This window comes from Micromonospora sp. RP3T, assembly GCF_003027925.1.
Lineage (GTDB): Bacteria > Actinomycetota > Actinomycetes > Mycobacteriales > Micromonosporaceae > Micromonospora.
This window is the reverse complement of the sequence record NZ_PYPS01000043.1, coordinates 26,634-52,085: the sequence shown is the minus strand read 5'-3', so window position 1 is coordinate 52,085 and position 25,452 is coordinate 26,634. Positions and strand designations below refer to the sequence as shown.

The following is a 25,452-nucleotide window of genomic DNA, read 5'->3' as shown; positions in this document are numbered from 1 at the left end:
GATCAGTTCCCGTACTTCTTGCGGTTGTCCTCGAGCTGCTTGTTGGCCTTGGCCACGCCGTCGTCGAGCGCCTGCTTCGGCGACTTCTTGTTCAGCGCGGCCTCGTTGAAGGCGTTGTAGAACGTCAGGATGACCTCGCCGAGGCCCGGTGCGGCTGGCGGGAACGCCGCGTACTCCAGCTCCGGGGCGAGCGCGTTGACCTCGGTGAGCGCCTTGAACTCGGCGCTCTCCCGGACCTCCTTGCGGGCCGGCACCTGGCCGCCCTTGGCCCAGTCCAGCGAGTGCTCGCTCAGCCAGTTGATGAAGACCTTGGCGCCGGCGACCTTGTTCTCGTTCGCCGAGCGCTGCTTGACGATGGTGAAGTTGTGCGAGTTCGCCCAGGCGGCCTGCTGGCTGCCGATCTGGGGCAGCGGCGCCACACCCCACTGCACGTTCGGGCTCTTCTTCAGGTCGTTGATCTGCCAGATGCCGTTCCAGTTGAACGCGTTCTTGCCGCTCTTGAACGCCAGGTAGTCGGCGTCCTGGCCGACGTTGGCCGGCGAGTGGCCCTGCTTGATCAGGTCGACCAGCCAGGTGCACGCCTCGACAGCCGGGTCGGAGTTGAACGTCGCCTTGGCCACCTCGTCGTCGAAGAGCTTCCCGCCCCACTGGTGCAGCAGGCTGTAGAACGTCATGCCGCCGGTGAACTGGAACGGGCTGACCCAGAAGCCCTGCACGCCCGACTTCTTCAGCTCGGTCAGCGCGGCGGTGTACTCGTCCCGGGTGGTCGGCGGCTTCTCCGGGTCCAGGCCGGCCTTCTGCATGACCGCCTTGTTGTAGTAGAAGCCCAGCGGGTGCATGTCCAGCGGGATGCCGTACCGCTTCTCGTTGTACAGCCCGCCCTTCCACACCGTGGGGGCGAAGTCGCCCTCACTGAGCTCCAGCGTCTTGGCCACGTCGTCCAGCTCGCTGATCGTGCCGCGGGCGGCGAACGTGGCGAGCTGGTCCATGTGCATGACCGCGATGTCCGGCCCGCTGCCGCTGGAGACCGCGCCGGGCAGCTTGCTGTAGTAGTCCGCCCACTCGTAGGTGACCACGCTGACCGCGATGTTCTGGTGCTCGGTGTTGAACTGCTGGACCAGCGTCTTGAAGATCTCGCCGTCGCCGCCGGTGAAGCCGTTCCACAGCTTCAGGTCGACCTTGGGGCCGGTGTAGTCCTTGCCGCCGTTGCCGGCCGAGCCGGCGCGGTCGGGACTGCTGCTGCCGCCACCGCATCCGGCCAGGGTCAGCGAGGCCGCCGCGCCGAGGCCGACGCCGAGGCCGAGCAGACGCCGCCGGCTCAACTCGTTCTGGATCATGGGAACTCCTTGGGGGACGGATGTGGAGTATGGGCCGGTCACTGCTGAGGTGTGAAGCGCAGCAGGTTCCAGGAGGTGGCGGGGAGCGCCACGGTGCAGCGGCCGCCGTCGAGGGTGGGGGTGGTGAGCTCCCGGGGCGTGACCCGCTCGGGGTCCGCCTCGGTGTTCGTGGCGGCCGGGTCGTCCCCGGCCGCGAGCGTGGTGTGCGCTTCCCCGCGCAGCCCCGGCAGGCCGCGCAGGTCCACCTCGAGCGGGAGGTCCTGCGGACCCCGGTTGACCGCGAAGACGGCCAGCTCGCCGGTCTCCTCGTCGTGCACGGCGACGGTGTCCAGCACCGGCACGTCGCCGTACCGCTTGGTCTCGTACGTCGGGCCGACCGGCTCGGTGCGCAGCACGGTGCCGCGCGCGTACCGGGCGGTCAGCGCGAACGGGTGGAAGATGCTCTGCCGCCAGGCCGGGCCGCCGGTCCGGGTGCGGATCGGGGCGATCACGTTGGCGAGCTGGGCCTGGCAGGCCACCCCGACCCGGTCGGCGTGCCGGAGCAGCGTGATCAGCAGGTCGCCGACCACCACCGCGTCGTCCGCTGTGTAGTCGTCCTCGATCAGCGCGGGCGCCTCCACCCAGCCGCGCCGGTCCAGGTCGGCCTGGAGACGCGACTGGTACCAGACGTTCCACTCGTCGAAGGAGATCTTCAGCTTGCGCTTCTGCCGCAGCTTGGCGCCGACGTAGTCGGCGGTGGCCGTCACCTCGGTGATGAACGCGTCCATGTCGACGGCGGAGGCGAGGATGCTGGCCCGGTCCCCGTCGGAGGGGTCGTAGTAGGTGTGGGCGGAGATGTAGTCGACGTGCTCGTAGGTGTGCTCCAGCACGGTCGCCTCCCACCCGGCGAACGTGGGCATGCCCCGGTTCGAGCTGCCGCAGGCGACCAGGCTGATCGACGGGTCGATCATCTTCATCGCGCGGGCGGTCTCGGCGGCCAGCCGGCCGTACTCGTCGGCGGTCTTGTGCCCGACCTGCCACGGGCCGTCCATCTCGTTGCCGAGGCACCACAGCCGCACCCCGTACGGCTGCTCGGCGCCGTGCTCGCGGCGCAGGTCGGAGAGTTGGGTGCCGCCCGGGTGGTTGGCGTACTCCAGCAGGTCGCAGGCCTCGGCGACGCCGCGCGTGCCGAGGTTGACCGCCATCATCGGCTCGACGTCGGCCTCGGCGGCCCAGGTCATGAACTCGTTCAGCCCGAACGCGTTGGTCTCGATCGTCTTCCAGGCCAGGTCGAGCCGGCGCGGTCGGTCACCGGCCGGGCCGACGCCGTCCTCCCAGCGGTAGCCGGAGACGAAGTTGCCGCCCGGGTAGCGGACCACGGAGACGCCCATCTGCCGGGTCAGCTCCAGCACGTCGCGACGGAAGCCGCGCGGGTCGGCGTCCGGGTGGCCCGGTTCGTAGACCCCGCCGTAGACGCACCGCCCCATGTGCTCGACGAAGGAGCCGAAGATCCGGCGGTCGGCCGGACCGACCCGGAACGCCGGGTCAACCGTGAGCTGCGCGTTCGGCACGTATGCCACCTTTCCGTCGGAGCTGTTCCCCGGTGACCGTGGTCACCGTGCCCCTGGTTTCTACAACGTTGTAACCCGCAATGTAAAGAGGTCGTTACGTCGTCGTGACGCGGTAGAGTGCGCCCGGGGCGAACCGGAAGGAAAGTTCAGTGCGGCACAGGCTCAAGGACGTGGCGGAGCGAGCCGGCGTATCGGTGAAGACCGTCTCGAACGTCGTGAACGGCTACCAGCACGTGCGCGCCGACACCCGGGCCCGGGTCGAGGAGGCCATCGCCGAGCTGCACTACCGGCCCAACCTGTCGGCCCGCAACCTGCGCAAGGGGCGCACCGGCGTGATCGCGCTGGCCGTCCCGGAGCTCGACATCCCGTACTTCGCCGAGCTGGCCCGGCACGTGGTCGCCGCCGCCGCCGAGCACGGCTGGACGGTGCTGATCGACCAGACCGGCGGCGGCCCGGAGCAGGAGCGCAAGGCCGCCAGCGGGATCGGCGACCACATGATCGACGGGCTGATCCTCAGCCCGCTCGCGCTCACCGCCGACGACCTCGCCGCCCTCGACGGCCTGCCCATGGTGCTGCTCGGCGAGCGCGTCGACCACGGCCCCGCCGACCACGTCATGATCGACAACGTGGCCGCCGCCCGAGAGATCACCGCCCACCTGGTCGGGCTCGGCCGCCGCCGGATCGCCGCCATCGGCTCCCAGCGCACCCCCGAGGGCGCGAGCGCCCGGCTACGCCTGGAGGGCTACACCACCGCGCTGGCCGAGGCCGGCATCGAGTACGACGACAGCCTGGTGGCGCCCGCGCCGGCCTGGCACCGTGCGGACGGCGCCGCCGCCATGCGGCACCTGCTCACCGCCGAGGTACGCCCCGACGCCGTCTTCTGCTTCAACGACACGCTCGCGCTCGGCGCGCTGCGCGCGTTGCACGAGGCCGGCCTGCGCGTGCCGGAGGACGTCGCGGTCGCCGGCTTCGACGACATCGAGGACGGCCGGTTCTCGATCCCCACGCTGAGCACGGTCGCCCCGGACAAGGAACGCATCGCCCGCCTGGCGGTCGAACTGCTCGCCGGCCGTCTCACCGCCGACCGCGACGCCCCGCCCCGCGAACTGGTCGCCCCGCACCGCCTCGCCCTCCGCGAATCCGCCCCCTCTCCCTGCTGATCTCGCAGTTCCCGCCCCGGCATACGGGGCATATGCCCCACGGGTGGGGCCCAAAGTGCAAGATCGCTGGGGAGGGTGGGGAAAGGTGGGGAGGGGGCGGGTCAGTCGAAGAAGCGGGCCAGGTGGGAGAGGGGCGGAGCGGGGGCGTTCGGGGGCAGCGGGGTCAGGTCGGCGAAGACGGAGGCGCCGTCGCAGCCGACGTGCAGCGGATACCAGCGGGGGGCGCCGGGCGGGCGCTGACCGCAGATGCCCTTGAACGTCTGCACGTCGAGCAGGCGCACGTGCGTCGGGTCGGCCACCGCGTTGACGTGCCGCCACCAGGGGCTCATCACGTGCAGCACGCCGCCGGGCCGGAGCACCCGGTGGCACTCGTCGAACAGCGGCAGGAAGTCGATCAGGTGCTCGACGATGTGCACCGCGAAGAACACGTCCACCGAGTCGTCGCGGAGCGGCAACGAGCCGGAGAGGTTGGCGACCGCGTCCACCCCCGGTGCCGGATAGATGTCCAGCCCCAGGTTGCCCGGCCACTGCTTGGTCGCCCCGCAGCCCAGGTCGACGACCACCGGCGGACGGCCGGCGACACCGACCCGGCACCAGACCCCGAGCACGCCGGACAACCGGCCGATCAGTTCGCGGACCAGCCGCAGCTGCGCCGGATCGTCCACCTCGCCGGTCAGATGCGCCACGCCCCGGTCGAACCGCACCTCGACCGTCGTCCCGCGCAACCGCTCGTCGTGCTCGGCCAGGTCGGCCCACGCCTCGGCGAGGAAGCCGTCGGCCTGCCGGAGCCGCTCACCCGAGAGCGCGGCCTGCCCCATCGCCACCATGCTCCACCTCCGGCGGCGCGTTACCCCCATTCCACCCACATACACCCCACCCGCGGCTGCCCCCCGCCCCCGCCCCCCAATCCCGTGATCAAGGAGTTTGCGTCTCCCACGCCCGTCACTCCAGACGCAATCTCCTTGGTCAACAGACCCCCGTCCCCACTCCTGCCCCGGCCTGGGACCCAGCCGGGCCTGGCTGGAGGTCCCCGGGCCCGCCGAGGCCCAGCCGGGTTCCGCCGGAGTGATCAAGGAGTTTGTGTCCCGGCGGGACTTCTCCTGGACGCAAACTCCTTGGTCGACACCGGCCACCCGTTGCCTCCCCGGTCCCGCCGGGTGGACGCGCCGATGCGTGACGCGAAGCCCTTGGTCAACGCGGGCAGGCAAGCGGGCCGGTGTGGGTGCACCTGTTGTTGCCCGGGCGACAACAAGTGCACCCACACAGCTCGAGGGTTCGGCGTGGGTCGCTGGCCGGTGGAAGTCGCCGGGGAAGGAGTGCGAGGGGTCAGGTGGAAAGGGTGCGGCGGGCCGGGCGCATGCGTTGGCGGGGCTGGGGCGAGGCCGGCTTCGGGCGCTTGAGGTGGTAGCGGTGCAGCTCGGCGTTGCCGGGCAGGGACGGGTCCTCGCTCATCGAGACCAGCTCCCAGCCCTGGTCACCGGCCCGGTTCAGGTGGGCCAGCGCGGTGTCGCCGTACGGCGTGACGTCGATCATGGAGCCGTCCGGGCCGTACCAGATGAACACGATCTCCCACCCGGCGTCGGTGGCGGCCGCCTGGCGGCGGCGGACCAGCAGCGCGTACTCCCACTTGAGCATGAGGTCATTGTGGCCCCGGGTCGGCCGGTCGGCACGGATCAGTCCTCGGCGATCCGTCCGTCGTTCACCCGCAGCCGCCGGTTCACGCTCACCGCGTCCAGCATCCGCCGGTCGTGGGTCACCAGCAGCAGCGTGCCGGGGTAGCTGGCGAGCGCGGATTCGAGCTGCTCGATCGCGGCCAGGTCGAGGTGGTTGGTCGGCTCGTCGAGCACCAGCAGGTTGACGCCGCGCCCCTGGAGCAGCGCCAGCGCCGCCCGGGTCCGCTCGCCGGGGGAGAGTGTCGCCGCCGGCCGCAGCACGTGGTCGGCGCGCAGGCCGAACTTGGCCAGCAGCGTACGGACGTCCGCCGGGTTGAGATCGGGTACGGCGGCGGCGAACGCGTCGAGCAGCGGCTGGTCGCCGAGGAACAGCCCCCGGGCCTGGTCCACCTCGCCCACCACCACGCCCGGCCCCAACGCGGCGTGCCCCTCGTCCAGCGGCAGCCGCCCCAGCAGCGCGGCGAGCAGCGTGCTCTTGCCGGAGCCGTTCGCCCCGGTGATCGCCACCCGGTCCGCCCAGTCGATCTGGAGGTCCACCGGGCCGAGCGTGAAGCCGCCCCGGCGTACCACGGCTCCTCGGAGCGAGGCCACGACGGCGCCGGCGCGGGGCGCGGCGGCGATCTCCATCCGCAGCTCCCACTCCTTGCGCGGCTCCTCGACCACCTCCAGCCGCTCGATCAGGCGGGCGGTCTGCTTCGCCTTCGCGGCCTGCTTCTCGGTCGACTCGGTGCGGAACTTCCGGCCGATCTTGTCGTTGTCGGTGGCCTTGCGCCGGGCGTTCTTCACGCCCTTCTCCATCCAGGCGCGCTGCGTGCGGGCGCGCGCCTCCAGGTCGGCCTTCGTGTCCGCGTACTCCTCGAACTCCTCGCGGGCGTGCCGGCGCGCCACCGCGCGCTCCTCCAGATAGGCCGCGTAGCCGCCGCCGTAGTGGTTGACCTGCCGCTGGTGCAGGTCCAGCTCGACGATCCGGTTGACCGTGCGGGTGAGAAACTCGCGGTCGTGGCTGACCAGCACCGTGCCGGCGCGCAGCCCGGTGACGAAGCGTTCCAGCCGGTCCAGCCCGGCCAGGTCGAGGTCGTTGGTCGGCTCGTCGAGCAGGAAGATGTCGTAGCGGCTGAGCAGCAGCGACGCCAGCCCGGCGCGGGCCGCCTGCCCGCCGGAGAGCCCGGTCGTCGGATGGTCCAGGCCGACGTCCAGGCCCAGCTCGGCCGCGACCTGCTCGGCCCGTTCGTCCAGATCCGCGCCACCGAGGTCGAGCCAGCGTTCCAGAGCATTCGCGTACGCGTCGTCGGCGCCGGCCGCGCCGGCGGTCAGCGCCTCGGTGGCGGCGTCCAACGCGGCCTGCGCGGCGGTCACGCCGGTACGCCGGGCCAGGAAGTCCCGGACCGTCTCACCCGGCCGGCGTTCCGGCTCCTGCGGCAGGTAGCCGACCGTGGCGCCGGGCGGGCTCAACGCCACCGAACCCTGCTCGCGGGGCTGGAGCCCGGCGAGCGTGCGCAGCAGCGTGGACTTGCCGGCGCCGTTCACCCCGACCAGGCCGATCACGTCGCCGGGCGCGACGACCAGGCTCAGGTCTTCGAAGAGGAGACGGTCACCGTGGCCGGCGGTGAGATCCTTGGCGATCAACGTGGCGCTCATCAGATCACCGAGCCTACCGGCGGGCGCATCCGGATTACCGTGACCCGCGCTCGGGCAGACACACCGCTGAGGGAGACTCACAGCCGTGGCGACCACACTGGCGATCGACTGCGGGGGCGGCGGGATCAAGGCCTCCGTGCTGGACGCCGCCGGCACCATGCGGGCCCGCCCGCTGCGCGTGCCCACGCCGTACCCGCTGCCCCCGACCTTGTTCGTGCGGACGCTGTTGGATCTCGGCGCCCGGCTGCCCGCGGCGGACCGGCTCACCGTCGGCATGCCCGGCATGATCCGGCACGGCGTCGTGGTGGCCACCCCGCACTACGTGACCCGCGCCGGGCCGCGCAGCCGCGTCGACCCGGACCTGGTCGCGGAATGGTCCGGGTACGACGCGCGCGGCGCGCTGGCCGAGGCGTTCGGGATGCCCGCGCTGGTGCTCAACGACGCCGAGGTGCACGGCGCCGGCGTGGTCGCCGGGACCGGTTGCGAGCTGGTGCTGACGCTCGGCACCGGACTGGGCAGCGCGCTCTTCGACGGCGGGACTATCGCGCCGCACCTGGAGCTGTCGCACGCGCCGGTGCGGTGGAACACCACCTACGACACGTACGTCGGGGAGCCGGAGCGGCGGCGTCTCGGTGACGCGTTCTGGTCCCGGCGGATCCGGCAGGTGGTGGATGGTCTGCGGCCGGTGTTCCACTGGGACCGGCTCTACCTGGGCGGCGGCAACTCGCGGCTGATCCGGCCGGAGCAGGTGGCCCGAATGGGGGACGATGTCGTGGTCGTCCCGAACACGGCCGGAATCGTGGGTGGTGTCCGGGCCTGGGACCTGGTGGGCGACAGGTACGACCCCACGCCCTGATCCTTACTCCCGTGTCCTTGCTCCCGTGGAACACTCGCGCTTCCGCCGGTGTTGTGCCAGCGTCGGACAAAGGGCTGACGCGACACGAGGAGGTGGGTCGAGTGGACCTTCTGGCGGAGTACCGGCGGGCGACCATGTTCTTCGACTCGGGGGACCCGACCGGAGCGGCCCGGCTGCTGGAGCCGATCATCGAGGCGGAGCCCGACAACTCCTCGGTTCGGCAGTTGCTGGCCCGGGCGTACTTCCAGTCGGCGCAGCTCAACCGCGCCGAGGAGCACCTGCGTGAGCTGGTCGACCGGGACCCGAGCGACCACTACGCGCACCACGTGCTGGGCCGGACGCTGGAGCGGATGAACCGGCCTGCCGACGCGCTGCGGCACCTGCGCATCGCGGCGGCGATGTACTCGACGAACACCGACTACACCACCGCGCTCAAGCGGGTGGAGAGCCGGGTCGGTCGCTGAGTTCCGTCGAAGGGCAGCCCGGCCGGGCTGCCCTTCGACGTACCTAGGATGGACTCGTGAAGCTGAAGCTCGATCTCCACGACATCTACAACAAGGGCCACGACATCGACCGCGCGTTGCGCGGGATCATGGACGAGGCGGTGGCGAAGAAGGCCACGCTCGTGGAGATCATCCCGGGCAAGGGCTCCGGCGCGCTGAAGAAGAAGGTGCTGCGCTTCCTCGACCAGAAGGACGTGAAGCAGCTCTACCACCGGGTCGAGAAGGACTCGAAGAACTTCGGCCGGCTATTTGTGCACTTCCGCTGGAAGTAGCGCCCGCTGATCGGGGCTAGACGCATACCCGGCAGTAGATCCGCTCGTCGCGGGCTGCGGCGCGCCGCGCCAGGCCCGCCAACTCGATCAGGGCCTCGGCCAAAATCGACGGATCGGCATGTCCCCCGAATTCCTCGGTCTCCGACCATGACGCGGCCACCTCACGGAGCCGGCTCTCCGAGGCAGCGGCCAGCGCGACGGGCAACTCGTCGGTCAGCGAGATGACGAGCAGCTCACCGTCATCGCTGACCGCGGCGGCCTTTCCCCATCTCGGGTTCCGCGTCACGACGTCGTAGTCAACGCCGGTCAGGAGCGCCTCAAGCGTGCCGAGCTGCACGGTCGGCTCGATGCCTTTCAGTTCGACGACCTCGAACCCGGGATCGGTTGCGGCGCGCGGGCCGCCCAGGACGTCGGCGACCGCGGCGGCTGCCTCATCGGTGGGAGCGGAGAAGTAGTCACAGAGAATGCCCACGCCGCGATCATGTCAGCGAGGGCCGACATCGAGGAGGCGCCTACAGGTCCCGGACGGCGACGGTCTGGCCGCCGCTCTGCTCACCTGTCGGCCGGAAGCCCAGCTTGAGATAGAACGGTTCCGGCCCGCCGGGGCGTGGCTCCCAGGTGACGTACGCCCGATTGCCGCCCCGGGCCCGGATCTCCTCGCACACCGCGTCCACCGCGAACCGGCCGTACCCGTGGCCCTGCGCGTCGGCCGCGATGTTGAGCCGCCACAGGCCGGCCCGCAGGTCGTCCGGGTTGTCGCCCCACGGGATGTCGAAGAACGCCATCAGGAAACCGACCAGCCGGTCACCGTCGTAGACCAGCTTCGGCCAGGCGTGCTCGGGGAAGACGTACGCCTCGGCCAACGACTTGACCACCGGTGCCACCAGATCCTCCTGGTCCGGGTGCACCGACAGCGCGAGGGCCGCCTCGTAGTTGTCGGGGGTGATCTTCTCCAGCCGCATGCGGCGCAGCGTAGCGAGCATGGTGCGCGCCAGGCCAGGAGGTTATTGATCTGCTGAACGGTACCGCGTGGTACAGTACGGTACATGACGACGATGACGCTACGAGAGTTTCGCGACGGCGCTGGTCGCGTGCTGGAAGCGGTCGAACGCACCGGCGAGCCCGTCATCATCACCAAGTACGAACGACCCGTCGCCGTGCTGGTAGGCATCGACGAGTGGGAAGAGATCGAGGCGTTTCGGGACCGTCGGGACTCGGAGGTGATCGCTCGGTCCCGCGCGGACGGTCAGTTCGTGCCGCTTTCTGCTGCCCTGGAATCGCTCGGGGTCGACCCGAAGGAGGTGGAGGCCCTCCTGGCCGACCGGGCCAACGGCGAGGCGGCATGAAGGTCCAGATCGACCGTGACGTGCTGGTGTGGTTGCACAAGCAGCCGCGGAATATCTTCCTCACCGTCCTGAGCGCGATCCTTGGTTTGATTTCCGATCCCGCGCCGCAGAACTCCACCGAGATGCGTGACGGATCTGGGCGTCGTCTGCGCGTCGGTGACTACCGGGTGCTCTATCGCCTCGATGGCGACGACTTGACCATCCACGCCGTCGGACACCGGAAAGACGTCTACTCCTGATCCGCTCGCGTCAGTCCGGATGAGTTGATGGGCTGCGACCCTTGATCCGGGTCAGGAGAGCGGAAACCCAGTGGTTCCCGTATCGGTCTTGGAGGTCCGTCAGCCGCCAGCCGTCGCCGGTCACGATCCGACGGCAGCGCGCCGAGCCGCATCCGCACGCCATCGCGAAGTCGGCGGTGCCGGTGCTGGTGGCGTAGTCGTTCGTCAGCTCCTCGCCGGCCGCCACGTCCCGGCGGGTGACCCAGGTGAAGGGCGCGTCCCACCACAGGTTCGGGTCGCAGCCGTGGTTGCCCTTGCCGTTGGGGCGTCCCGGCGGCAGGACGAGGTGCAGATCGTCCGCCACCGTGATGGTGTCGACGTAGGGGCGGTCCGGTCGGGCGAGCAGGTCGCGCAGCTCCTCGTCGGTGACGAGTCGGCCACCGAGCCGGGACGCCGGCGTCCCGGCCGGGAGGGGAGTGCGGGCGAACAGGCCTCACCCAAGATCCCGGACGGGCGGACCTCGACCTCCGGGTGAAGCCAGCAGTCGGCTTCGGGCGTGTGCCACACCCGTCAACTCTCGCTTCGCCGACCAGTCAATTCAAGGTGGGGAGCGTCAGTCCTCGTCGGTGGGCCGGGGCTGGCGGTGCTCCTTGATCCACGCCTCGACCTCCTCGGCCAGCCACACCTTCATCCCACGAAGCTCCTGGTACGGCTTCGGGAAGGTGGGGTACCGGGCGAGCTGCTGGAACCGCTGTCGCGAGACGCCGAGGCGTTGCGCGATCTCGTACGGCCCCATCAGGCGGCCTGGCCCACGGTCCACGCTTCCGAACGTAGGTAGATCGGACCTATCCTTTTGGATATAGCTACTTGACTAGACCATCGGGTGGGCGGGATCGTGGACCCATGGCGCAATCCGTCTCATACGGGGAGTATCTGGCAGCCGTTGCGCTCACGCTTGCGCGCCGACATCGGCCGGTGTGGTCTTGGCCCAGATGGCGCTATGTCTGTCGATGTGGAGCGGACCTGCCGTGCCGAGCCCGCCATCGCGTCCCGATCGGTCGAGCTCACTGGCCGGGGGAGACGGAGTGAGCACCATGGGCGAGGTGGAGGCCGGTGACATGCTGTTCATCGGACGTGCGGCCAGCGTGCAGTTCGTAACCCCGATCCGGTTCCGGCTCATCCGTCAGCTCGACTGGACCACCTACGACGGGTGGGTGTGGCTCGACGGCTATCAGCTCGACGAGCGCGGTGACGCCGTGGACCGACGTTCGATCTTCGTCAAACGGGCGGGTCTCCGGACTGCCCCGGCTCCCGTGGTGATCGGGAAGCCGGGGCGACGAAGGATCAGGCCGGTCGGCGTACCCGGTAGGCCAGGTGGGTGACGCCGACGCCCTCGACCACCCGGAACGGCCCGTCGAACTGCACCGGCGCGATGCCCAGCCCGGAGAAGAACGGAATCCCGCCCCCGAGCAGCACCGGCACCAGGTCGACGTGCACCTCGTCGAGCAGTCCCGCCTCCAGCGCCTGCCGCGCGATCGTCCCGGCGTTCACCCCGACCTCCTTGCCACCCGCCAAAGCACGGGCCCGCTCGACCGCCCGCTCGATGCCGTCGGTGACGAACACGAACGACTCACCTTCGGGCGCCCAGCCCGCCGGCACCCGGTGGGTCACCACGACCACCGGCATGTCCAACGGGTGCCGGCCGCCCCAGCCGCCTGTCAGGTCGAACAGCGTGCGGCCGACGACCAGCGCGCCGGTGCGCTCGGTCAGTGCCCGGATGTGTGCGGCGCTGGCCGCCGACGTCCGGAACGTCATGTCGGGGTTGGCGGTCGGCACCGCCACGTCACCGTTGTCGTACCACCGGAAGAGGTGGTCGAAGCCGCCGTGCGACGCGTCGGCGACGTAGCCGTCCAGGGACATGGTCGCGCCGGTGGTCACCTTGCTCATGGTTGTGCTCCTCGGGTCGCATGAACCAGCTTTCACCCGGGGGTAGAAGCCGGCCGGCCCGTCCTCGACATCCCGGCCGAAAAGAGTTCAGCGGGGTCGCAGCCCGTCCAGCGCGGTGGCGACGAGACGATCGGTGTACGCGGTCGTGAGCGGTCCGCTGCGGTGGAGCCAGCGCTGGAACAACGGACCCCAGATCAGGTCCACCGCGACGTCGAGGTCAACGTCCTCGGCGAGTTGTCCGGCCTGTTGGGCGCTGCGCAGGCGCTGCCGTTTGGCCTCCCGCAGCGGTCCGTCCAGCCGTTCGGCGTAGGTGGCGGCCAGTTCGGGGTCGTGCGCGATCTCGGTGGCCAGCGCGCGCATCGGTGGCTCGTACCGACTGTCGGTCAGTTCCGCGACCGTGGCGCGAAGGACCCCGGTCAGGTCGGCCGCCAGGTCGCCGGTGTCCGGGAGTCGCACCGGCTCGCCCTCGGCGCCTTCGCTGAGCATGAGGAACGCGTCGAAGAGGACCGCGCCCTTGGACGGCCACCAGCGGTAGATGGTTTGTTTGCCGACGCCGGCGCGGGCGGCGATGCGTTCGATGGTGACCTTCGCGTACTCGACCTCCTGCACCAGGTCGAAGGCCGCGGTGAGGATGGCGCGGCGGGAGGTCTCGCTCCGGCGGGCCGTGTTCGGCGGCGTCATGTGGGGTACCGTACCAGCGAGACGGACCGTCTCGTCTCATCAAGCGAAGGGAGCCGCCGACATGCGCACCTGGTTCATCACCGGCGCCAGCCGCGGCCTGGGCCGCGCGTTCGCCGAGGCCGCGCTCGACCGGGGGGACCGGGTGGTCGCCGCCGCCCGGACCGTCACCCCTGACGACTTCGACGCGCGACACGGCGACCGGCTGCTGGCCCTGACCCTCGACGTGACCGACCGGGCGGCCGTGTTCGCCGCCGTGGCCACCGCGGTCGAGCGTTTCGGGCGGCTCGACATCGTCGTCAACAACGCCGGCACCCTGTCCATGGGCATGGTCGAGGAGTTCACCGAGGCGGAGGCGCGCGCCCAGTTCGAGGTGAACCTCTTCGGCGCGCTCTGGGTCAGCCAGGCGGTGCTGCCGCACCTGCGCGCCAGGCGGTCCGGCCACATCGTGCAGGTTTCCAGCATCGCCGCCCTCGGTGGCTACCCGAGCACCGGCATGTACAGCGCGAGCAAGTTCGCCCTGGAAGGCATGAGCGAGGCCCTGGCCATGGAGGCGGCGGCCTTCGACGTCACACTCAGCATCGTGCAGCCGGGCGGCTACTGGACCGGCCTGTACGACAGCATGACGACCACCACCCCGATCGACGCGTACTCGCCGCTGCACGCCGAGTTGGCGCGACAGTGGGCGGACGGCTCGGTCGACAGCGAGCCCCGGCTGGCCGCCGAGGCCCTGCTGCGACTCGTCGACAGCGACGACCCGCCGCTGCGGCTGCTGCTCGGGAGCATGGTGTACGACCTGGCGTTCGACATCGCCCGCCGGCGGATGGACACCTGGGCCGGCTGGGAGCGGGTCAGCCGCGCCGCCGAGCACGCGGTGCCCGCCCCCGGAACGGCCGGCTAGAGCGCGTACGTCTGGGCCACCGCCAACATCTCCGAGGTGTGCGAGCCGACCACGCCCACGGTCGCCGGCCGCTGCCGGAAGCCGGGCAGCGCGGACAGCCCGTCGCTGGCGTCCATGGCGCGCAGGTTGACCGTGTCCGTCGAGGTCGTCAGCGTCAGCGTCACCTCGACGCCCTCGGGCGGCGGGGCGTGGAACACGATCCCGAAGCCCCACCGGCCGTCGCGCGCCTTCACCGGCACGTCCCGCCCGGCCACCGAGGCGGACCGGACGGTGGCGGTACGCGTGTCGACGTGCAGCGTGAGCAGCCGTACCGTCCGCTGCGGCGTGACCCGCACCCGCAGCACGCGCTGGTCACCGTTGCGGTCGTCGGCGAGCGTCTCCAGCTTCGGCGCGGGCAGCGACGCCGCCGGGGCCGGGCCGGCCCGCAGCTCGCCGTCGCCCAGGCCGGGGAAGTCGTCGGCCACCGAGATGGTCCGGTCGACGTAGCGGTCGGTCCAGGGCTGCGGGATGTCCTCGTGACTGAGCCAGGCCGCCTTCTTCGAGCCGGCGTCCAGCGCGTACATCAGGTGGGTGGGCACGGGGTGGGCGGCGTCGAAGCGGTCGACGGCCAGGCCGACCCCGGCGAGCGTCACCGCCGCGACGAACGCCGCGCCGGCCGGCAGCGCGCCGAGACGGCGGGCGCGCAGCGCCAGCAGGCCACGCTGGCCGCCGGCGCGCGGGTGCAGCAGGTCCACCACCGGCAGCAGCGCCAGGCCGAGCAGCACCGCGACCAGCGCGGCCACCGCGCCCATGCCCATGCCGAGCGCCGGGAACAGCAGCACCACCGGGGGCAGCAGCACCAGCACGGCCACCGCGCCGGCCAGCGTCACCGCGACCACCGGCCACGGGCCGTCCAGGCGGGTGGCCAGCGCCGCGAGGCCGGCGACCGCGCCGGCCAGCGCCGGCAGGGTCGTCAGGTACGCCCCACCGGGTACGAGCACGGCGAGCAGCACGCCGAACAGGGCCAGCCAGAGCAGCCCGCCGAACGCCAGCGCGGCCGGGCCGACGCGGCGGCGCAGCAGCGCGTACCAGCAGAGGAGCACCGTGGCGGCGAGCGCCACCACCGCGAGGCGGTACCAGACCGGGCGGTACGGGTCGAGCAGTTCGGCGTACCCCGGTCGGATCGTGGTGATCGCGGCCCAGAGCAGCCAGGCGCCCAGCGGGGCCACGACGACCGGCACCAGGGTCAGCCCGGCGCCGGCGGCGAGCGTGCCGACGGTGGCCCGGCCCCGGCGGCGCAGCAGCCAGCCGAGCGCGCCGACGGCGAGCAGCGCGGCCACCGCCAGCGGCACTGTCAGCCCACCGGGGTAGCGGACCAGCCCGCCCGGCACCGGGAAGTAGGTGTCGTCGTGGCCGGCGCGCAGGTCGCCGAGGTCGGTGCGACCGAACTCGCGGGCCAGGCCGAGCGCGTTGTCGCCGTGCATCTGGAGGCTGCCCCGGTCCATCCGGGCCGGCACGTCCAGCGGCGTGTGGTAGATCGCGCCGCCGTCGATGTAGGCGGAGTTCAGGCCTACGAAGCGACGGTCGGAGAACGCGGTGAAGTCGGTGTCGTTCGGCAGCGCCCGGTAGATCTCCACCGCGAACGACGTGCCCACCGGGTGCGGCGCGGCCCGGCCGAACACGTCCACCAGCTTCGCGTTGTTCCGGGACGTCTCGAACATGATCACCGGGCCGGTGGAGCCGCGTGCCTCCAGGTTGAGCACCACCCCGCCGTCGGCGGCGAGCGGATGGTCGGCGGCGAAGCCGGCCGCGCCGCAGAGGCACGCCTCCTCCGCGTCGGTGAGCACGAAGACCACGTCGTTACGGGGGCGCGGGCCGGTGGTCAGCGCGCGGGCCACCTCCAGGATGGTGGCGGTGCCGGCCGCGTCGTCGTTGCCGCCCGGCCCGGTCTGCACCGAGTCGTAGTGCGAGACCAGGAAGACCCTGCCGGTCGGGTCGGTGCCGGGGAGGCGGGCCACCACGTTGCGGACTCGGGCCAGCGTCGCGCCGCCGGCCGCGCCGGACAGTTGTCCCGCCTCGGGCGCCACCGCGTCCTGCACCTCGGTCTCCAGGCCCAGCCCGCGCAGCGTGCCGACCAGGTGCTCGCGGACCCGGTCGTTGGCCGCGCTGCCGGCCACGTGCGGCCGGGCGGCGATCACCTCGACGTTCCGGTACGCCCGCGCGGCGCTGAACTCGCCGGCGGGCGCGTCGGCCGGGCGCGGCGCCGGGGTGGACAGGGTGACCAGGACGCCCGCCCCGACGGCGAGCAGCGCGGCCAGCGCGGCGACGGCGGCGGGCAGCCGGCGGCGGGGCTTGGCGAACGCCCGGTCGGCGGGGCGGGTGGGGGGTGCGCCCACGGGGACTCCTCGGGGGTGGATCTACGGGGGTGGGGATCATCCTGCACCCCCGCCGGTCGTGGCGGCACTCCCGGCGTCGGTGCGCTGCCGGACTGGTCGCGCTCCCGCGTAACATCGGGGGTCGGCCGCGTCGCTGTCCGGGTGGACGGGCTCACCAGCCGCCGGTGCCGACGGCGGTCGGGTGGGGTGCGGCCGTTTGTCTTAGCCTGATCGCCCACGGCGCTCGGAAGGAGTACGTCATCACCAGCGACCTCCCGCGACTCGCGGCGGTGGCCCGGCCGCACCGGGGGACCGGCGTTCCGGGTGCCGCCGTCGTGCCCCGGGCCGGCGCGGGGCTGTCCGGCGGCCTGCCGCCCGGCGAGCGGCTGCGGGTGCTGCTGGTCGAGGACGACGAGGGCGACGCCTTCCTGGTCGGCGAGCTGCTCGCCGAGACCAACTCGATGATCGACCTGCTGGTCGCGACCAGCCTCAGCGAGGCCCGCCAGCGGGTGATGGGCGTCGACTGCGTCCTGCTCGACCTGGGTCTGCCCGACGCGCAGGGCCTGGACGGGCTGCGCCGGGTGCTGGAGATGGCCAGCGGCGCCGCGGTCTGCGTGCTGACCGGCCGCTCCGACGAGCACCTGGGCATCGTGGCGGTCGCCGAGGGCGCGCAGGACTACCTGGTCAAGGGCCAGGTCGACGGGGTGCTGCTGACCCGGGCGCTGCGGTACGCGGTGGAGCGCAAGCGCGCCGACGAGAACGCCCGCCGGCTGCGCGAGGTGGAGCTGCGCCAGGCCGAGTCGGCCCGCCTGGAGCGCGGTCTGCTGCCGCAGCCGCTGATGACCACCGACGAGGTGTCGGTGCACACGTTCTACCGGCCCGGCCGGCACGCCGCGCTGATCGGCGGCGACTTCTACGACGTGGTGCAGACCCGCCCGGACCGGATCGACCTGATCGTCGGCGACGTCTGCGGCCACGGCGTGGACGAGGCGGCGCTCGGCGTCGAGCTGCGCGTCGCCTGGCGGGCGCTGGTGCTGGCCGGCGTGCCGGACGACGAGGTGCTGCCCGCGCTGGAGCAGGTGCTGATGAGCGAGCGCCGGCTCCAGGAGATCTTCGCGACGGTGGCCACCGCCCGCCTCGACCTGGCGTCCGCGCGGGCCACCGTGCGACTCGCCGGCCATCCGCCGCCGCTGCTGCTCAGTGGCGGTAAGGTCGCCCCGGTGCCGGCCAAGGGCGGGCTGCTGCTCGGCGTCCGGCCCCGTCGTCCCGTTGCCTTCGACCTGGAGTTCGACACCGATGACTGGTCCCTGCTGATGTACACCGACGGCCTCATCGAGGGTCGGGTCGACGGCGGCGACGAACGGCTCGACGTGCCCGGGCTGACCGGCCTGCTCGCCGAACCGGCGAACCGGGCGGTGCCGCTCTCCGAGCTGCCCGCGTGGCTGGTCGGCCGCGCCGAGCAGATCAACGGCGGTCCGCTCGCCGACGACGTGGCGATGCTGCTGGTCACCCGGGGCGGTGGTCGCTGATGCAGGGATACCGGCAGGGGTGGACGCTGCGGCGGCGGGTGGCGGCGCTGCTCGGCGTGGTCCTCGCGTTGCTGCTCGGACTGGCCGCGGCGGAGGCGGCGGTCGCCGCGAAGAACCGGCAGAACATCGACGCCGTGCTGCTCCGGACCGGCCCGCTGCGGGTCCAGGCGCAGGAGCTGATGAGCGTCCTGCTGGACCAGGAGACCGCGGTACGCGGGTACGCGGTGAACGGCGACCGCAACGACCTGACCCCCTACCAGGAGGGCGTGCGGCGTGAGCAGGAGTTGATCACCTCGATCCGTGGCCTGTCCGCCGACTACCCGGACGTGCGCCGCGAGGTGGACGTGGTCGAGCAGCAGACAGCGCAGTGGCGGGCCCAGGTGGCCGAGCCGGTGATCGCGACCACGGAGCGCAGCGGACCGGCCGCCGGCCAGGCGCTGATCACCGATCGCACCCGGCAGCAGTTCGACGGGATAAGGGCGTCGGTCACCACGCTCCAGGACGAGATCCTCACCGTCCGGAAGGAAACCGCCGACCGGGTCAACTCGACGAGCAACACGCTGGTCATGCTGCTGATCATCGCGGCGCTGGTGGTGGCGGTGGCCGGCGCGGTCATGCTGGTCTCGCTCGACCGGATCCTGATCCGTCCGCTGGCCGCGCTGGTCGGTCAGGTGCGCGAGGTGGCCGAGGGCGACTACCAGCACCGGATCTCCGGCTCCGGCCCGCCGGAGTTCCGCCGGCTCGCCGACGACATCGACCAGATGCGCCAGAAGATCGCCCAGGAGCTGGACGAGGTACGTCAGGCCCGGGAGCGGATCGAGTGGGTCAACGACCAGCTCCAGAAGCAGGCCGAGGAGTTGACCCGCTCCAACCGTGACCTGGAGCAGTTCGCGTACGTGGCCTCGCACGACCTCCAGGAGCCGCTGCGCAAGGTGGCCAGCTTCTGCCAGCTCCTCCAGCGGCGCTACGCCGGGCAGCTCGACGAGCGGGCGGACCAGTACATCGCGTTCGCGGTGGACGGCGCGCAGCGGATGCAGCGGCTCATCAACGACCTGCTCGCGTTCTCCCGGATCGGCCGGCTCACCACCGGCTTCACCGAGGTCGACCTGAACCGCGTGATGGGTGACGTGGCCGGGCAGACCGAGGCGGCCCGGCAGTACGCCGACGCGGAGCTGACCTGGGACGAGATGCCGACGATCCGCGGCGAGGAGCCGTTGTTGACCAACCTGCTGGTCAACCTGGTGAGCAACTCGGTGAAGTTCCGCCGTCCGGACGTGCCGTCGAAGGTGCACGTGTCGGCCCGACTGGTCGACGGCGAGTGGGAGATCAGCTGCCGGGACAACGGCATCGGCATCGAGCCGGAGTTCGCCGACAAGATCTTCGTGATCTTCCAGCGGCTGCACTCGAAGGACGCGTACCCGGGCACCGGCATCGGGCTGGCGATCGTCAAGAAGATCGTGGAATACCACGGCGGCCGGGTCTGGGTGGACACCGACGCCGAGGAAGGCACCACCATCCGGTTCACGCTGCCCGCGCTGGAGGCCGACGTCGAAGCCGCGCGGGCGGCCGAGACCGCGGCGGCGGAGGAGACCGGGGCCGCCGGGTCGGCCGAGGACGCCCCGGTGGACGTCGCCCGCCAACCGGACGGCGCGGCAAGCGAGGAACCGGCAGTGGCGGCGGACCGGCACGAAACCAACGGTGGCATGAAGGAGACGGTGGGATGACGGCGCCCGCGGACGGCAAGAGCCCGATCGAGGTCCTGCTCGTCGAGGACGATCCGGGCGACGTGCTGATGACCCAGGAGGCGTTCGAGGAGCACAAGCTCCGCAACCGCCTGACGGTCGTCTCCGACGGCGCCGAGGCGCTGGCCTACCTGCGCCGGGAGGGCCAGTACACCGACGCGGTGGTGCCCGATCTGATCCTGCTCGACCTGAACCTGCCCCGCCGGGACGGCCGGGAGGTGCTGGAGGAGATCAAGAAGGACGAGCACCTCCGCCGGATCCCGGTCGTGGTGCTCACCACGTCCCAGGCCGACGAGGACATCCTGCGCAGCTACCAGCTGCACGCCAACGCCTACGTGACCAAGCCGGTGGACTTCGAGCGGTTCATCTCGGTGGTCCGCCAGATCGACGAGTTCTTCGTCAGCGTGGTCAAGCTGCCGCCGCGTGGCTGACCCCCTGCTGGACGACGTCGCCGGGCTGCTGCGGGAGGCCGCGGCCGAGGTCGTGGTGCCGATGTTCCGTCGGCTCGACCCGTCCGACATCTCCGAGAAGGCGCCCGGCGAGGTGGTCACCGTCGCCGACCGCGAGGCCGAGAAGCTCATCGCCGACGGGCTGCGGCGGTTGCGTCCCGGCTCGGTGGTGGTCGGCGAGGAGGGCGTCGCCGAGGATCCGGGCCTGCTCCGGCACCTGCGCGGCGGCGGTGACGTCTGGCTGGTCGACCCGGTCGACGGCACCGCCAACTTCGCCGCCGGGAAGCGGCCGTTCGCGTTGATGGTGGCGCTGCTCACCGACGGCGTACCGGCGGCGTCCTGGGTCTACGACCCGCTCGACGACACGATGGCGGCCGGCCGGCTCGGCGCGGGCACCCGGCTGGACGGCACGCCCGTCCGGCCCGACCGGCCGATGCCCGAGGCGGGCGCGTTGCGCGGCACCGCGATGACGAAGTTCCTGCCCGCCGACTTCCGCCGCGACGTCGAGGCCGGGGGCCGCCGGATCGGCGAGCTGCTGCCCGGCCAGCACTGCGCCGGCCGGGAATACCTCGACGTGCTCACCGGCGCGCAGCAGTTCGTGCTGTTCTGGCGCACGCTGCCGTGGGACCACACCCCCGGCACGCTGCTGGTGCGGGAGGCCGGCGGCGTGGCCCGCCGCTTCGACGGCACCGACTACCACCCGGCCGACGAGGGTCGGGGCCTGCTGGTCGCGGCCAGCGGGGAGATCTGGGACGAGGTGTACGCGGCGCTGCTGGCACGCTGAGCGTCGACGGCGGCACGCTGCGTCGACGTTGCGTGTCCCGGGCGGTCACCGGCCTGGCGCGGCGTGTCCGGTCCGGTATCGTGACCGGCGGTCTCCGCCAGCAGGCCGCCGCCCGGCGCCGGTGGAGCCGCCGCCGCGCACGGTCGAATCGGGGGCCGGCGGTCGACGGAAGGACCCTCACGTGCCCAGGACCAGGCTCACCGGCCGGCGCGTCCGCCGGTCGCTGCTCGCGCTGCTCGCCGCGACGGCCGTGCTGCTCGGCGCCGGCGTCGCCACCGCCGGCCCGGCCGCCGCCGCGCCCAGCCCGAACGCCCCCGACGAGGGCGGCAGCAAGAAGCTCCGGGACGCGCTGGAGGCCGCGGCGAAGGGCCACATCGAGGCGAAGAACCGGCTGGACAACTCCAAGCGCCGGCAGACCGCGCTGGCCGCCCAGCTGAAGGACATCGAGGCGCGCCTGGTCGGGCTGACCGCCCAGGCCGGTGAGGTGGCCGTGCAGTCGTACCGGCAGGGCCGGCTGACCCCGGCGTCGATGCTGCTGGCCGCCTCCGGGCCGGACGACTTCCTGCACCGGGCCGCCGAGCTGGACATGATGGCCCAGCGGGACAGCAAGCGGCTCCGTGACCTGGCCGCCGCGAAGGCCGAGGCGAGCGAGTCGAAACTGGCCCTCGACGCCGAGGTGCGCGAGCAGCAGAAGCAGCTCGCCGTGCTGGCCAAGAAGAAGAAGGACGCCGAGGTCGCGCTCGCCAAGGTCAGCTCCGGCGCCGGCTCCGGCTTCAGCGGCAGCTCCTCGTCGGCCAGGCCGGCGCCGCGCAACTCGGACGGCTCGTGGCCGTCGGAGTCCTGCTCGGTGAGCGACCCGACGCCGGCCGACGGCTGCATCACGCCACGCACGCTGCACATGCTCCAGCAGGCCCAGGCCGCCGGGTACAAGCGGTACGCGTCCTGCCACCGCAGCGGCGGCGGGGGCGAGCACCCCAAGGGGCGGGCCTGTGACTTCTCCGCCGCCAGCGGCGGCTTCGAGGACAAGACCGCGACCGGCGGCGACAAGTCGTACGGCGACAGCCTCGCCAACTGGGCGAAGAGCAACGCGGGCCGGCTCGGCATCATGTACGTGATCTGGTACCGGCAGATCTGGATGCCGAACACCGGCTGGCGGGCGTACAGCGGGGGCGGCAGTCCGGCCGCCGACCACACAAACCATGTTCACATCTCGATGTACTGACCCGGGCGGTCAGGAACGCCGCGTACCCTCGCCACGGTGAGCAGCACATCGTCCGATTTCGTCACCGCGCCGGCGACCGAGACGCCGGCCCCGCCCCGGGCCCTGCCGAACGGGTTGGCCGCCTTCCTGGTCTTCCTCTCCAGCGGGGCGGTGCTGGTGCTGGAGACCGTCGCGCTGCGCCTGGTCGGCCCGTACGTCGGGGTGACGCTCCAGGTGACCAGCTCGGTCATCGGCATGGCGCTGGCCGCCATCGCGTACGGGGCGTGGATGGGCGGGTGGCTCGCCGACCGGCGGGACCCGCGCGCCCTGCTCGCCCCCGCGCTGGTGCTGGCCGGCATCGCCACCGCGGTCACCCTGCCCATCGTCAGGTACGCCGGCGAGGCGCTGCGCGGCGGCGCGGCGAGCGCGGTGCTGCTGCTGACGGCGCTGACCGTGCTGCTGCCGGCCGCGCTGCTGGCCGCGATCACCCCGCTGGTGGTGAAGCTCCAGCTCGCCGACCTGCGCCGCACCGGTCAGGTGGTGGGCAAGTTGTCCAGCATCGGCACGCTCGGCGGCATCACCGCCACGCTGGGCACCGGCTTCATTCTGGTGGCGGCGCTGCCCAGCTCGGTGATCGTGCTGGCGTTGGCCGCGGTGCTCGGCGTGACCGGGTTGGCGCTCGGGTTCTGGCTGCGGCGACGCTCCGGCACGGCGTTGTCCACGCCGGGCCGGGTCAAGGCGGCGCTGGCGCTGATCGGGCTCGCCGCCGCGGGGCTCAGCGCGGCGGCGCCGAACCCGTGCGACGTGGAGACCGCCTACCACTGCGCCCGGGTCGAGGCGGCCCCGGACCGGACGGACGGGCGCACGCTCTACCTCAACTCGGCCCAGCACTCCTACGTCGACCTGACCGACCCGAGACACCTGGAGTACGCGTACACCCAGTGGATCGGCCTGGTCGCGGACGTGGCGCGGCCGGCGGAGCAGCGGATGGACGCGCTGCACCTGGGCGGCGGCGGCTTCACCGTGCCGCGTTACCTGGCCGCCACCCGGCCGGGCACCGACAACCTGGTCTTCGAGGTCGACGGCGGCCTGGTCGAGCTGGACCGGCGGGAGCTGGGCCTGCGGACCGGCCCGGAGCTGACCGCCCGGGTGGGTGACGCCCGGGTGCTGCTGCGCGCCGAGCCGACCGACAGCCGGGACTTCATCGTCGGTGACGCGTTCGGCCACCTGGTGGTGCCGTGGCACCTGGCCACCCGGGAGATGGCCGCCGACATCCGCCGGGTGCTCCGCCCGGACGGGATCTACGTGCAGAACGTCATCGACTACCCGCCGGGCCGGTTCATCCGGGCCGAGCTGGCCACCGTCTCCGCGGTGTTCGACCACGTCGCGCTGATCGCCCCGCCGGACGCGGTCGACGGCCGGCAGGGCGCGAACTTCCTGATCGTCGCCTCGGACGCGCCGCTGCCGCTGGCCGCGATCCCGCCCGGCCTGAAGCCGCTCCCGGAGCCGGCCGAGCTGCTCGACGAGGCGGCGACCGCCGAGTGGATCGGGGACGCGCGGGTGCTGACGGACGACTACGCCCCGGTGGACCAACTCCTCGCGACCGCCTGATCGAGTGATGTTTCTGACCGATTCCGACAGCTCAGGTGTAGCCGGGGCCACTTCGGGCAACTGCACCGACCATGGGTGGACCGGTCAGGAACGGCGTGCAACTGCTCGGTGAGCGGTACCGCCTGGTCGAGCAGTTGGGCGCCGGCGGCATGTCGGTGGTCTGGCGCGGCTACGACGAGGTGCTCGGCCGGCAGGTGGCGGTCAAGGTGCTCGCCTCCCGGCTCGCCAGCGACAAGGCGTTCCGGCACCGGATCCGCGTCGAGGCGCAGGCCGCCGCGCGGCTCTGCCACCCCAACATCACCAACGTGTACGACTACGGCGAGTCCGTCCAGGTCGGGCTGACCGTGCCGTACGTGGTCATGGAGCTGGTCGACGGCGGCCCGCTCAGCAGCCGGCTCGGCCGGGACGGGCAACTGCCCTGGCGGGAGGCGCTGACCATCGGCGCGGAGGTCGCCTCCGCGCTGGCCACCGCGCACGCCCGGGGCGTGGTGCACCGGGACGTCACACCCGGCAACGTGATGCTCACCGGGACCGGCGTGAAGGTCGTCGACTTCGGGATCTCGGCGCTGGTGGGGGAGAGCGACAAGGGACCGGACGGCGCGTTGCTCGGCACGCCCGCCTACCTGGCCCCGGAACGGCTGGACAACGGCCACGTCTCGCCCGCCACCGACATCTACGCGGTCGGCCTGCTGCTCTACCGGATGCTCACCGGCCGGCTGCCGTGGCAGGCCAGCACCACCACCGAGATGCTGCGCGCGCACATGTACCACGACCCGGACCCGATGCCGCCGGTGCCCGGCCTTCCCGGCCAGGTCGCCGAACTGGTGCACCGGTGCCTGGCGAAGCGCCCCGAGGACCGCCCGCCCACCGCCGAGGTGGCCCGTACGCTCGCCGAGGCGGTGGGGATCGCGTCGATCGTGCCGGTGTCACCGGCGTTCGGCGGCATCGACCCGGCGTTGATGGCGAACGCCGGCACCACCATCCTGCCCTGGTCGGCGGCGACCGACGCGGTGCCGTACTCGGCGATCCGCACCCGGACCCGGGGGGCGGCGGCCCGGCGGCGCAAGGTGGAGGCCGGGGTGGCCGCCGCCGGTCTGCTCGCGGTGACCGCGACGATGTGGGGGCTGACGTCGCGGAGCCCGGCCAGCGGCGGGGTGGAGCCGACCGAGGCGTCGATGGGCCTGCCCGAGCCGGTGCCCTGCGCGGTCGACTACTCGCTGCGCCGCGACACCGGCAAGGATTTCTCCGCCGAGCTGACGCTGACCAACACCGGCCCCCGGGAGCTGCGCGGCTGGACGATGAGCTTCAGCTTCCCCGGTAAGCAGGCGGTCACCGCGGCGCAGCCGCCGGTCCGGCAGGTGGGGCGCACCGTGTCGGTGGCGGCCCCGAAGCCGGACGCGACGCTGGCGCCGGGCGCGTCGACGAAGCTCACCTTGAGCGGGCGCTACACCGGCAGCAACACGCTGCCGGTGGAGTTCAAACTCGACAACAGCACGTGCGGCGTGCAGGTGTCGGGCATCGCCGGCTCGGTGCCGATCACCACCGCGCCGACGAAGACGACGAAGGCGCCGGTCAAGCCGGCCGCCAAGCCGGCCGCGAAGAGCGCTCCGACCAGGGCGAAGCCGGCGCCGAAACCGAAGGCCGAGCCGCCGAAGCCGAAGGGCAAGGGCGGCAAGGAGAGCGGTAAGGGAAAAGGGAAGTGA

At 72.2% G+C, this 25,452-nt stretch carries 27 protein-coding genes; 15 read left to right on the top strand and 12 right to left on the bottom strand.

The genetic code is table 11. The features are described 5' to 3' along the window. Positions 1–2: 2 nt before the first annotated feature. Together C8054_RS27535 and C8054_RS27530 are read right to left on the bottom strand one after the other, a co-directional pair. A complete protein-coding gene (locus tag C8054_RS27535) occupies positions 3–1,337 on the bottom strand; it encodes an ABC transporter substrate-binding protein (RefSeq protein WP_107161892.1) in 1,335 nt (444 codons plus the stop codon). A gap of 38 nt (positions 1,338–1,375) precedes the next feature. Continuing rightward, positions 1,376–2,887, bottom strand: a complete 1,512-nt coding sequence (locus tag C8054_RS27530) for an alpha-N-arabinofuranosidase (protein ID WP_107161890.1) — start codon at positions 2,885–2,887, stop codon at positions 1,376–1,378. A gap of 149 nt (positions 2,888–3,036) precedes the next feature. Here C8054_RS27530 and C8054_RS27525 point away from each other — a divergent pair, with 149 nt between their 5' ends. Then, on the top strand, positions 3,037–4,047 hold the full coding sequence (locus C8054_RS27525; protein ID WP_107161888.1) for a LacI family DNA-binding transcriptional regulator: 1,011 nt from the start codon (positions 3,037–3,039) through the stop codon (positions 4,045–4,047). 101 nt (positions 4,048–4,148) lie between these two features. Here C8054_RS27525 and C8054_RS27520 read toward each other — a convergent pair whose 3' ends face one another. From C8054_RS27520 to C8054_RS27510, 3 genes are all read right to left on the bottom strand, one after another. Then, a complete protein-coding gene (locus C8054_RS27520; protein WP_107161883.1) occupies positions 4,149–4,874 on the bottom strand; it encodes a methyltransferase domain-containing protein in 726 nt (241 codons plus the stop codon). Positions 4,875–5,373: 499 nt separating this feature from the next. Next, positions 5,374–5,682: a hypothetical protein gene (locus C8054_RS27515; protein WP_107161881.1), complete on the bottom strand. Its 309-nt coding sequence runs from the start codon at positions 5,680–5,682 to the stop codon at positions 5,374–5,376. A 38-nt stretch (positions 5,683–5,720) separates the two neighbouring features. Continuing rightward, the gene (locus C8054_RS27510; protein ID WP_107161879.1) at positions 5,721–7,358 is read right to left on the bottom strand and encodes an ABC-F family ATP-binding cassette domain-containing protein; all 1,638 of its coding nucleotides are present in this window, start codon (positions 7,356–7,358) and stop codon (positions 5,721–5,723) included. Positions 7,359–7,443: 85 nt separating this feature from the next. On the opposite strand from C8054_RS27510, the gene C8054_RS27505 reads away from it, so the two are divergent. The 3 genes from C8054_RS27505 to C8054_RS27495 all read left to right on the top strand — a co-directional run bounded on the left by C8054_RS27505 (position 7,444) and on the right by C8054_RS27495 (position 8,989). Beyond that, positions 7,444–8,214: an ROK family protein gene (locus C8054_RS27505; RefSeq protein ID WP_107161877.1), complete on the top strand. Its 771-nt coding sequence runs from the start codon at positions 7,444–7,446 to the stop codon at positions 8,212–8,214. Between the two features lie 101 nt (positions 8,215–8,315). Next, a complete protein-coding gene (locus C8054_RS27500; RefSeq protein WP_107161874.1) occupies positions 8,316–8,678 on the top strand; it encodes a M48 family metallopeptidase in 363 nt (120 codons plus the stop codon). A gap of 56 nt (positions 8,679–8,734) precedes the next feature. Continuing rightward, positions 8,735–8,989 (top strand): Smr/MutS family protein, encoded by a 255-nt coding sequence (locus C8054_RS27495; protein ID WP_013288724.1) that lies wholly within the window; start codon positions 8,735–8,737, stop codon positions 8,987–8,989. 16 nt (positions 8,990–9,005) lie between these two features. Here C8054_RS27495 and C8054_RS27490 read toward each other — a convergent pair whose 3' ends face one another. Beyond that, entirely contained in the window at positions 9,006–9,461 is a 456-nt protein-coding gene (locus C8054_RS27490) for a hypothetical protein (RefSeq protein WP_107161872.1), read from the bottom strand. Positions 9,462–9,501: 40 nt separating this feature from the next. Next, entirely contained in the window at positions 9,502–9,951 is a 450-nt protein-coding gene (locus C8054_RS27485; protein WP_107161911.1) for a GNAT family N-acetyltransferase, read from the bottom strand. A gap of 84 nt (positions 9,952–10,035) precedes the next feature. On the opposite strand from C8054_RS27485, the gene C8054_RS27480 reads away from it, so the two are divergent. Both C8054_RS27480 and C8054_RS27475 read left to right on the top strand, forming a co-directional pair. Beyond that, a complete protein-coding gene (locus C8054_RS27480) occupies positions 10,036–10,335 on the top strand; it encodes a type II toxin-antitoxin system Phd/YefM family antitoxin (protein ID WP_107161870.1) in 300 nt (99 codons plus the stop codon). Continuing rightward, the gene (locus C8054_RS27475) at positions 10,332–10,574 is read left to right on the top strand and encodes a type II toxin-antitoxin system RelE/ParE family toxin (RefSeq protein WP_107161860.1); all 243 of its coding nucleotides are present in this window, start codon (positions 10,332–10,334) and stop codon (positions 10,572–10,574) included. Before C8054_RS27480 ends, C8054_RS27475 begins: the two co-directional genes overlap by 4 nt. A gap of 10 nt (positions 10,575–10,584) precedes the next feature. Here C8054_RS27475 and C8054_RS27470 read toward each other — a convergent pair whose 3' ends face one another. Both C8054_RS27470 and C8054_RS27465 read right to left on the bottom strand, forming a co-directional pair. After that, on the bottom strand, positions 10,585–11,043 hold the full coding sequence (locus C8054_RS27470; RefSeq protein WP_107161858.1) for an SET domain-containing protein-lysine N-methyltransferase: 459 nt from the start codon (positions 11,041–11,043) through the stop codon (positions 10,585–10,587). A gap of 123 nt (positions 11,044–11,166) precedes the next feature. Further along, a complete protein-coding gene (locus C8054_RS27465; RefSeq protein WP_233220206.1) occupies positions 11,167–11,373 on the bottom strand; it encodes an AlpA family transcriptional regulator in 207 nt (68 codons plus the stop codon). A 274-nt stretch (positions 11,374–11,647) separates the two neighbouring features. On the opposite strand from C8054_RS27465, the gene C8054_RS27455 reads away from it, so the two are divergent. After that, positions 11,648–11,935, top strand: coding sequence for a hypothetical protein (locus tag C8054_RS27455; RefSeq protein ID WP_107161909.1), 288 nt, complete (start codon positions 11,648–11,650; stop codon positions 11,933–11,935). Here C8054_RS27455 and C8054_RS27450 read toward each other — a convergent pair. Next, complete coding sequence (locus tag C8054_RS27450; RefSeq protein WP_107161851.1) at positions 11,898–12,500, bottom strand: dihydrofolate reductase family protein; 603 nt, start codon at positions 12,498–12,500, stop codon at positions 11,898–11,900. The two genes, C8054_RS27455 and C8054_RS27450, sit on opposite strands and share 38 nt — an antisense overlap. 87 nt (positions 12,501–12,587) lie before the next feature. Next, a complete protein-coding gene (locus C8054_RS27445; RefSeq protein WP_107161849.1) occupies positions 12,588–13,181 on the bottom strand; it encodes a TetR/AcrR family transcriptional regulator in 594 nt (197 codons plus the stop codon). 61 nt (positions 13,182–13,242) lie between these two features. Here C8054_RS27445 and C8054_RS27440 point away from each other — a divergent pair, with 61 nt between their 5' ends. After that, on the top strand, positions 13,243–14,079 hold the full coding sequence (locus C8054_RS27440; RefSeq protein ID WP_107161846.1) for an SDR family oxidoreductase: 837 nt from the start codon (positions 13,243–13,245) through the stop codon (positions 14,077–14,079). Here C8054_RS27440 and C8054_RS27435 read toward each other — a convergent pair. Further along, the gene (locus C8054_RS27435; RefSeq protein ID WP_107161843.1) at positions 14,076–16,454 is read right to left on the bottom strand and encodes a M28 family peptidase; all 2,379 of its coding nucleotides are present in this window, start codon (positions 16,452–16,454) and stop codon (positions 14,076–14,078) included. The two genes, C8054_RS27440 and C8054_RS27435, sit on opposite strands and share 4 nt — an antisense overlap. A gap of 314 nt (positions 16,455–16,768) precedes the next feature. Between C8054_RS27435 and C8054_RS27430 the strand changes: the two genes are divergently transcribed. The 7 genes from C8054_RS27430 (at position 16,769) to C8054_RS27400 (ending at position 25,452) form a co-directional block, all read left to right on the top strand. Then, on the top strand, positions 16,769–17,962 hold the full coding sequence (locus C8054_RS27430) for a PP2C family protein-serine/threonine phosphatase (RefSeq protein ID WP_233220205.1): 1,194 nt from the start codon (positions 16,769–16,771) through the stop codon (positions 17,960–17,962). Further along, on the top strand, positions 17,962–19,686 hold the full coding sequence (locus C8054_RS27425) for an ATP-binding protein (RefSeq protein ID WP_107161839.1): 1,725 nt from the start codon (positions 17,962–17,964) through the stop codon (positions 19,684–19,686). The genes C8054_RS27430 and C8054_RS27425 overlap by 1 nt, the downstream gene beginning before the upstream one ends. Then, positions 19,683–20,135 (top strand): response regulator, encoded by a 453-nt coding sequence (locus C8054_RS27420; RefSeq protein WP_107161837.1) that lies wholly within the window; start codon positions 19,683–19,685, stop codon positions 20,133–20,135. The genes C8054_RS27425 and C8054_RS27420 overlap by 4 nt, the downstream gene beginning before the upstream one ends. Then, positions 20,128–20,937, top strand: coding sequence for an inositol monophosphatase family protein (locus C8054_RS27415; RefSeq protein ID WP_107161835.1), 810 nt, complete (start codon positions 20,128–20,130; stop codon positions 20,935–20,937). Before C8054_RS27420 ends, C8054_RS27415 begins: the two co-directional genes overlap by 8 nt. A 181-nt stretch (positions 20,938–21,118) precedes the next feature. Further along, positions 21,119–22,159: a hypothetical protein gene (locus C8054_RS27410; RefSeq protein ID WP_107161833.1), complete on the top strand. Its 1,041-nt coding sequence runs from the start codon at positions 21,119–21,121 to the stop codon at positions 22,157–22,159. A 36-nt stretch (positions 22,160–22,195) separates the two neighbouring features. After that, a complete protein-coding gene (locus C8054_RS27405; RefSeq protein WP_107161831.1) occupies positions 22,196–23,749 on the top strand; it encodes a fused MFS/spermidine synthase in 1,554 nt (517 codons plus the stop codon). Positions 23,750–23,820: 71 nt separating this feature from the next. Next, entirely contained in the window at positions 23,821–25,452 is a 1,632-nt protein-coding gene (locus C8054_RS27400) for a serine/threonine-protein kinase (protein WP_107161829.1), read from the top strand.

Coding starts and splice junctions, on each gene's coding strand:
- C8054_RS27535 (WP_107161892.1), bottom strand. CDS start 1,337: ATGATCCAGAACGAGTTGAGCCGGCGGCGTCTGCTCGGCCTCGGCGTC.
- C8054_RS27520 (WP_107161883.1), bottom strand. CDS start 4,874: ATGGTGGCGATGGGGCAGGCCGCGCTCTCGGGTGAGCGGCTCCGGCAG.
- C8054_RS27515 (WP_107161881.1), bottom strand. CDS start 5,682: ATGCTCAAGTGGGAGTACGCGCTGCTGGTCCGCCGCCGCCAGGCGGCC.
- C8054_RS27510 (WP_107161879.1), bottom strand. CDS start 7,358: ATGAGCGCCACGTTGATCGCCAAGGATCTCACCGCCGGCCACGGTGAC.
- C8054_RS27485 (WP_107161911.1), bottom strand. CDS start 9,951: ATGCGGCTGGAGAAGATCACCCCCGACAACTACGAGGCGGCCCTCGCG.
- C8054_RS27480 (WP_107161870.1), top strand. CDS start 10,036: ATGACGACGATGACGCTACGAGAGTTTCGCGACGGCGCTGGTCGCGTG.
- C8054_RS27475 (WP_107161860.1), top strand. CDS start 10,332: ATGAAGGTCCAGATCGACCGTGACGTGCTGGTGTGGTTGCACAAGCAG.
- C8054_RS27455 (WP_107161909.1), top strand. CDS start 11,648: ATGGGCGAGGTGGAGGCCGGTGACATGCTGTTCATCGGACGTGCGGCC.
- C8054_RS27450 (WP_107161851.1), bottom strand. CDS start 12,500: ATGAGCAAGGTGACCACCGGCGCGACCATGTCCCTGGACGGCTACGTC.
- C8054_RS27445 (WP_107161849.1), bottom strand. CDS start 13,181: ATGACGCCGCCGAACACGGCCCGCCGGAGCGAGACCTCCCGCCGCGCC.
- C8054_RS27440 (WP_107161846.1), top strand. CDS start 13,243: ATGCGCACCTGGTTCATCACCGGCGCCAGCCGCGGCCTGGGCCGCGCG.
- C8054_RS27425 (WP_107161839.1), top strand. CDS start 17,962: ATGCAGGGATACCGGCAGGGGTGGACGCTGCGGCGGCGGGTGGCGGCG.
- C8054_RS27420 (WP_107161837.1), top strand. CDS start 19,683: ATGACGGCGCCCGCGGACGGCAAGAGCCCGATCGAGGTCCTGCTCGTC.
- C8054_RS27400 (WP_107161829.1), top strand. CDS start 23,821: ATGGGTGGACCGGTCAGGAACGGCGTGCAACTGCTCGGTGAGCGGTAC.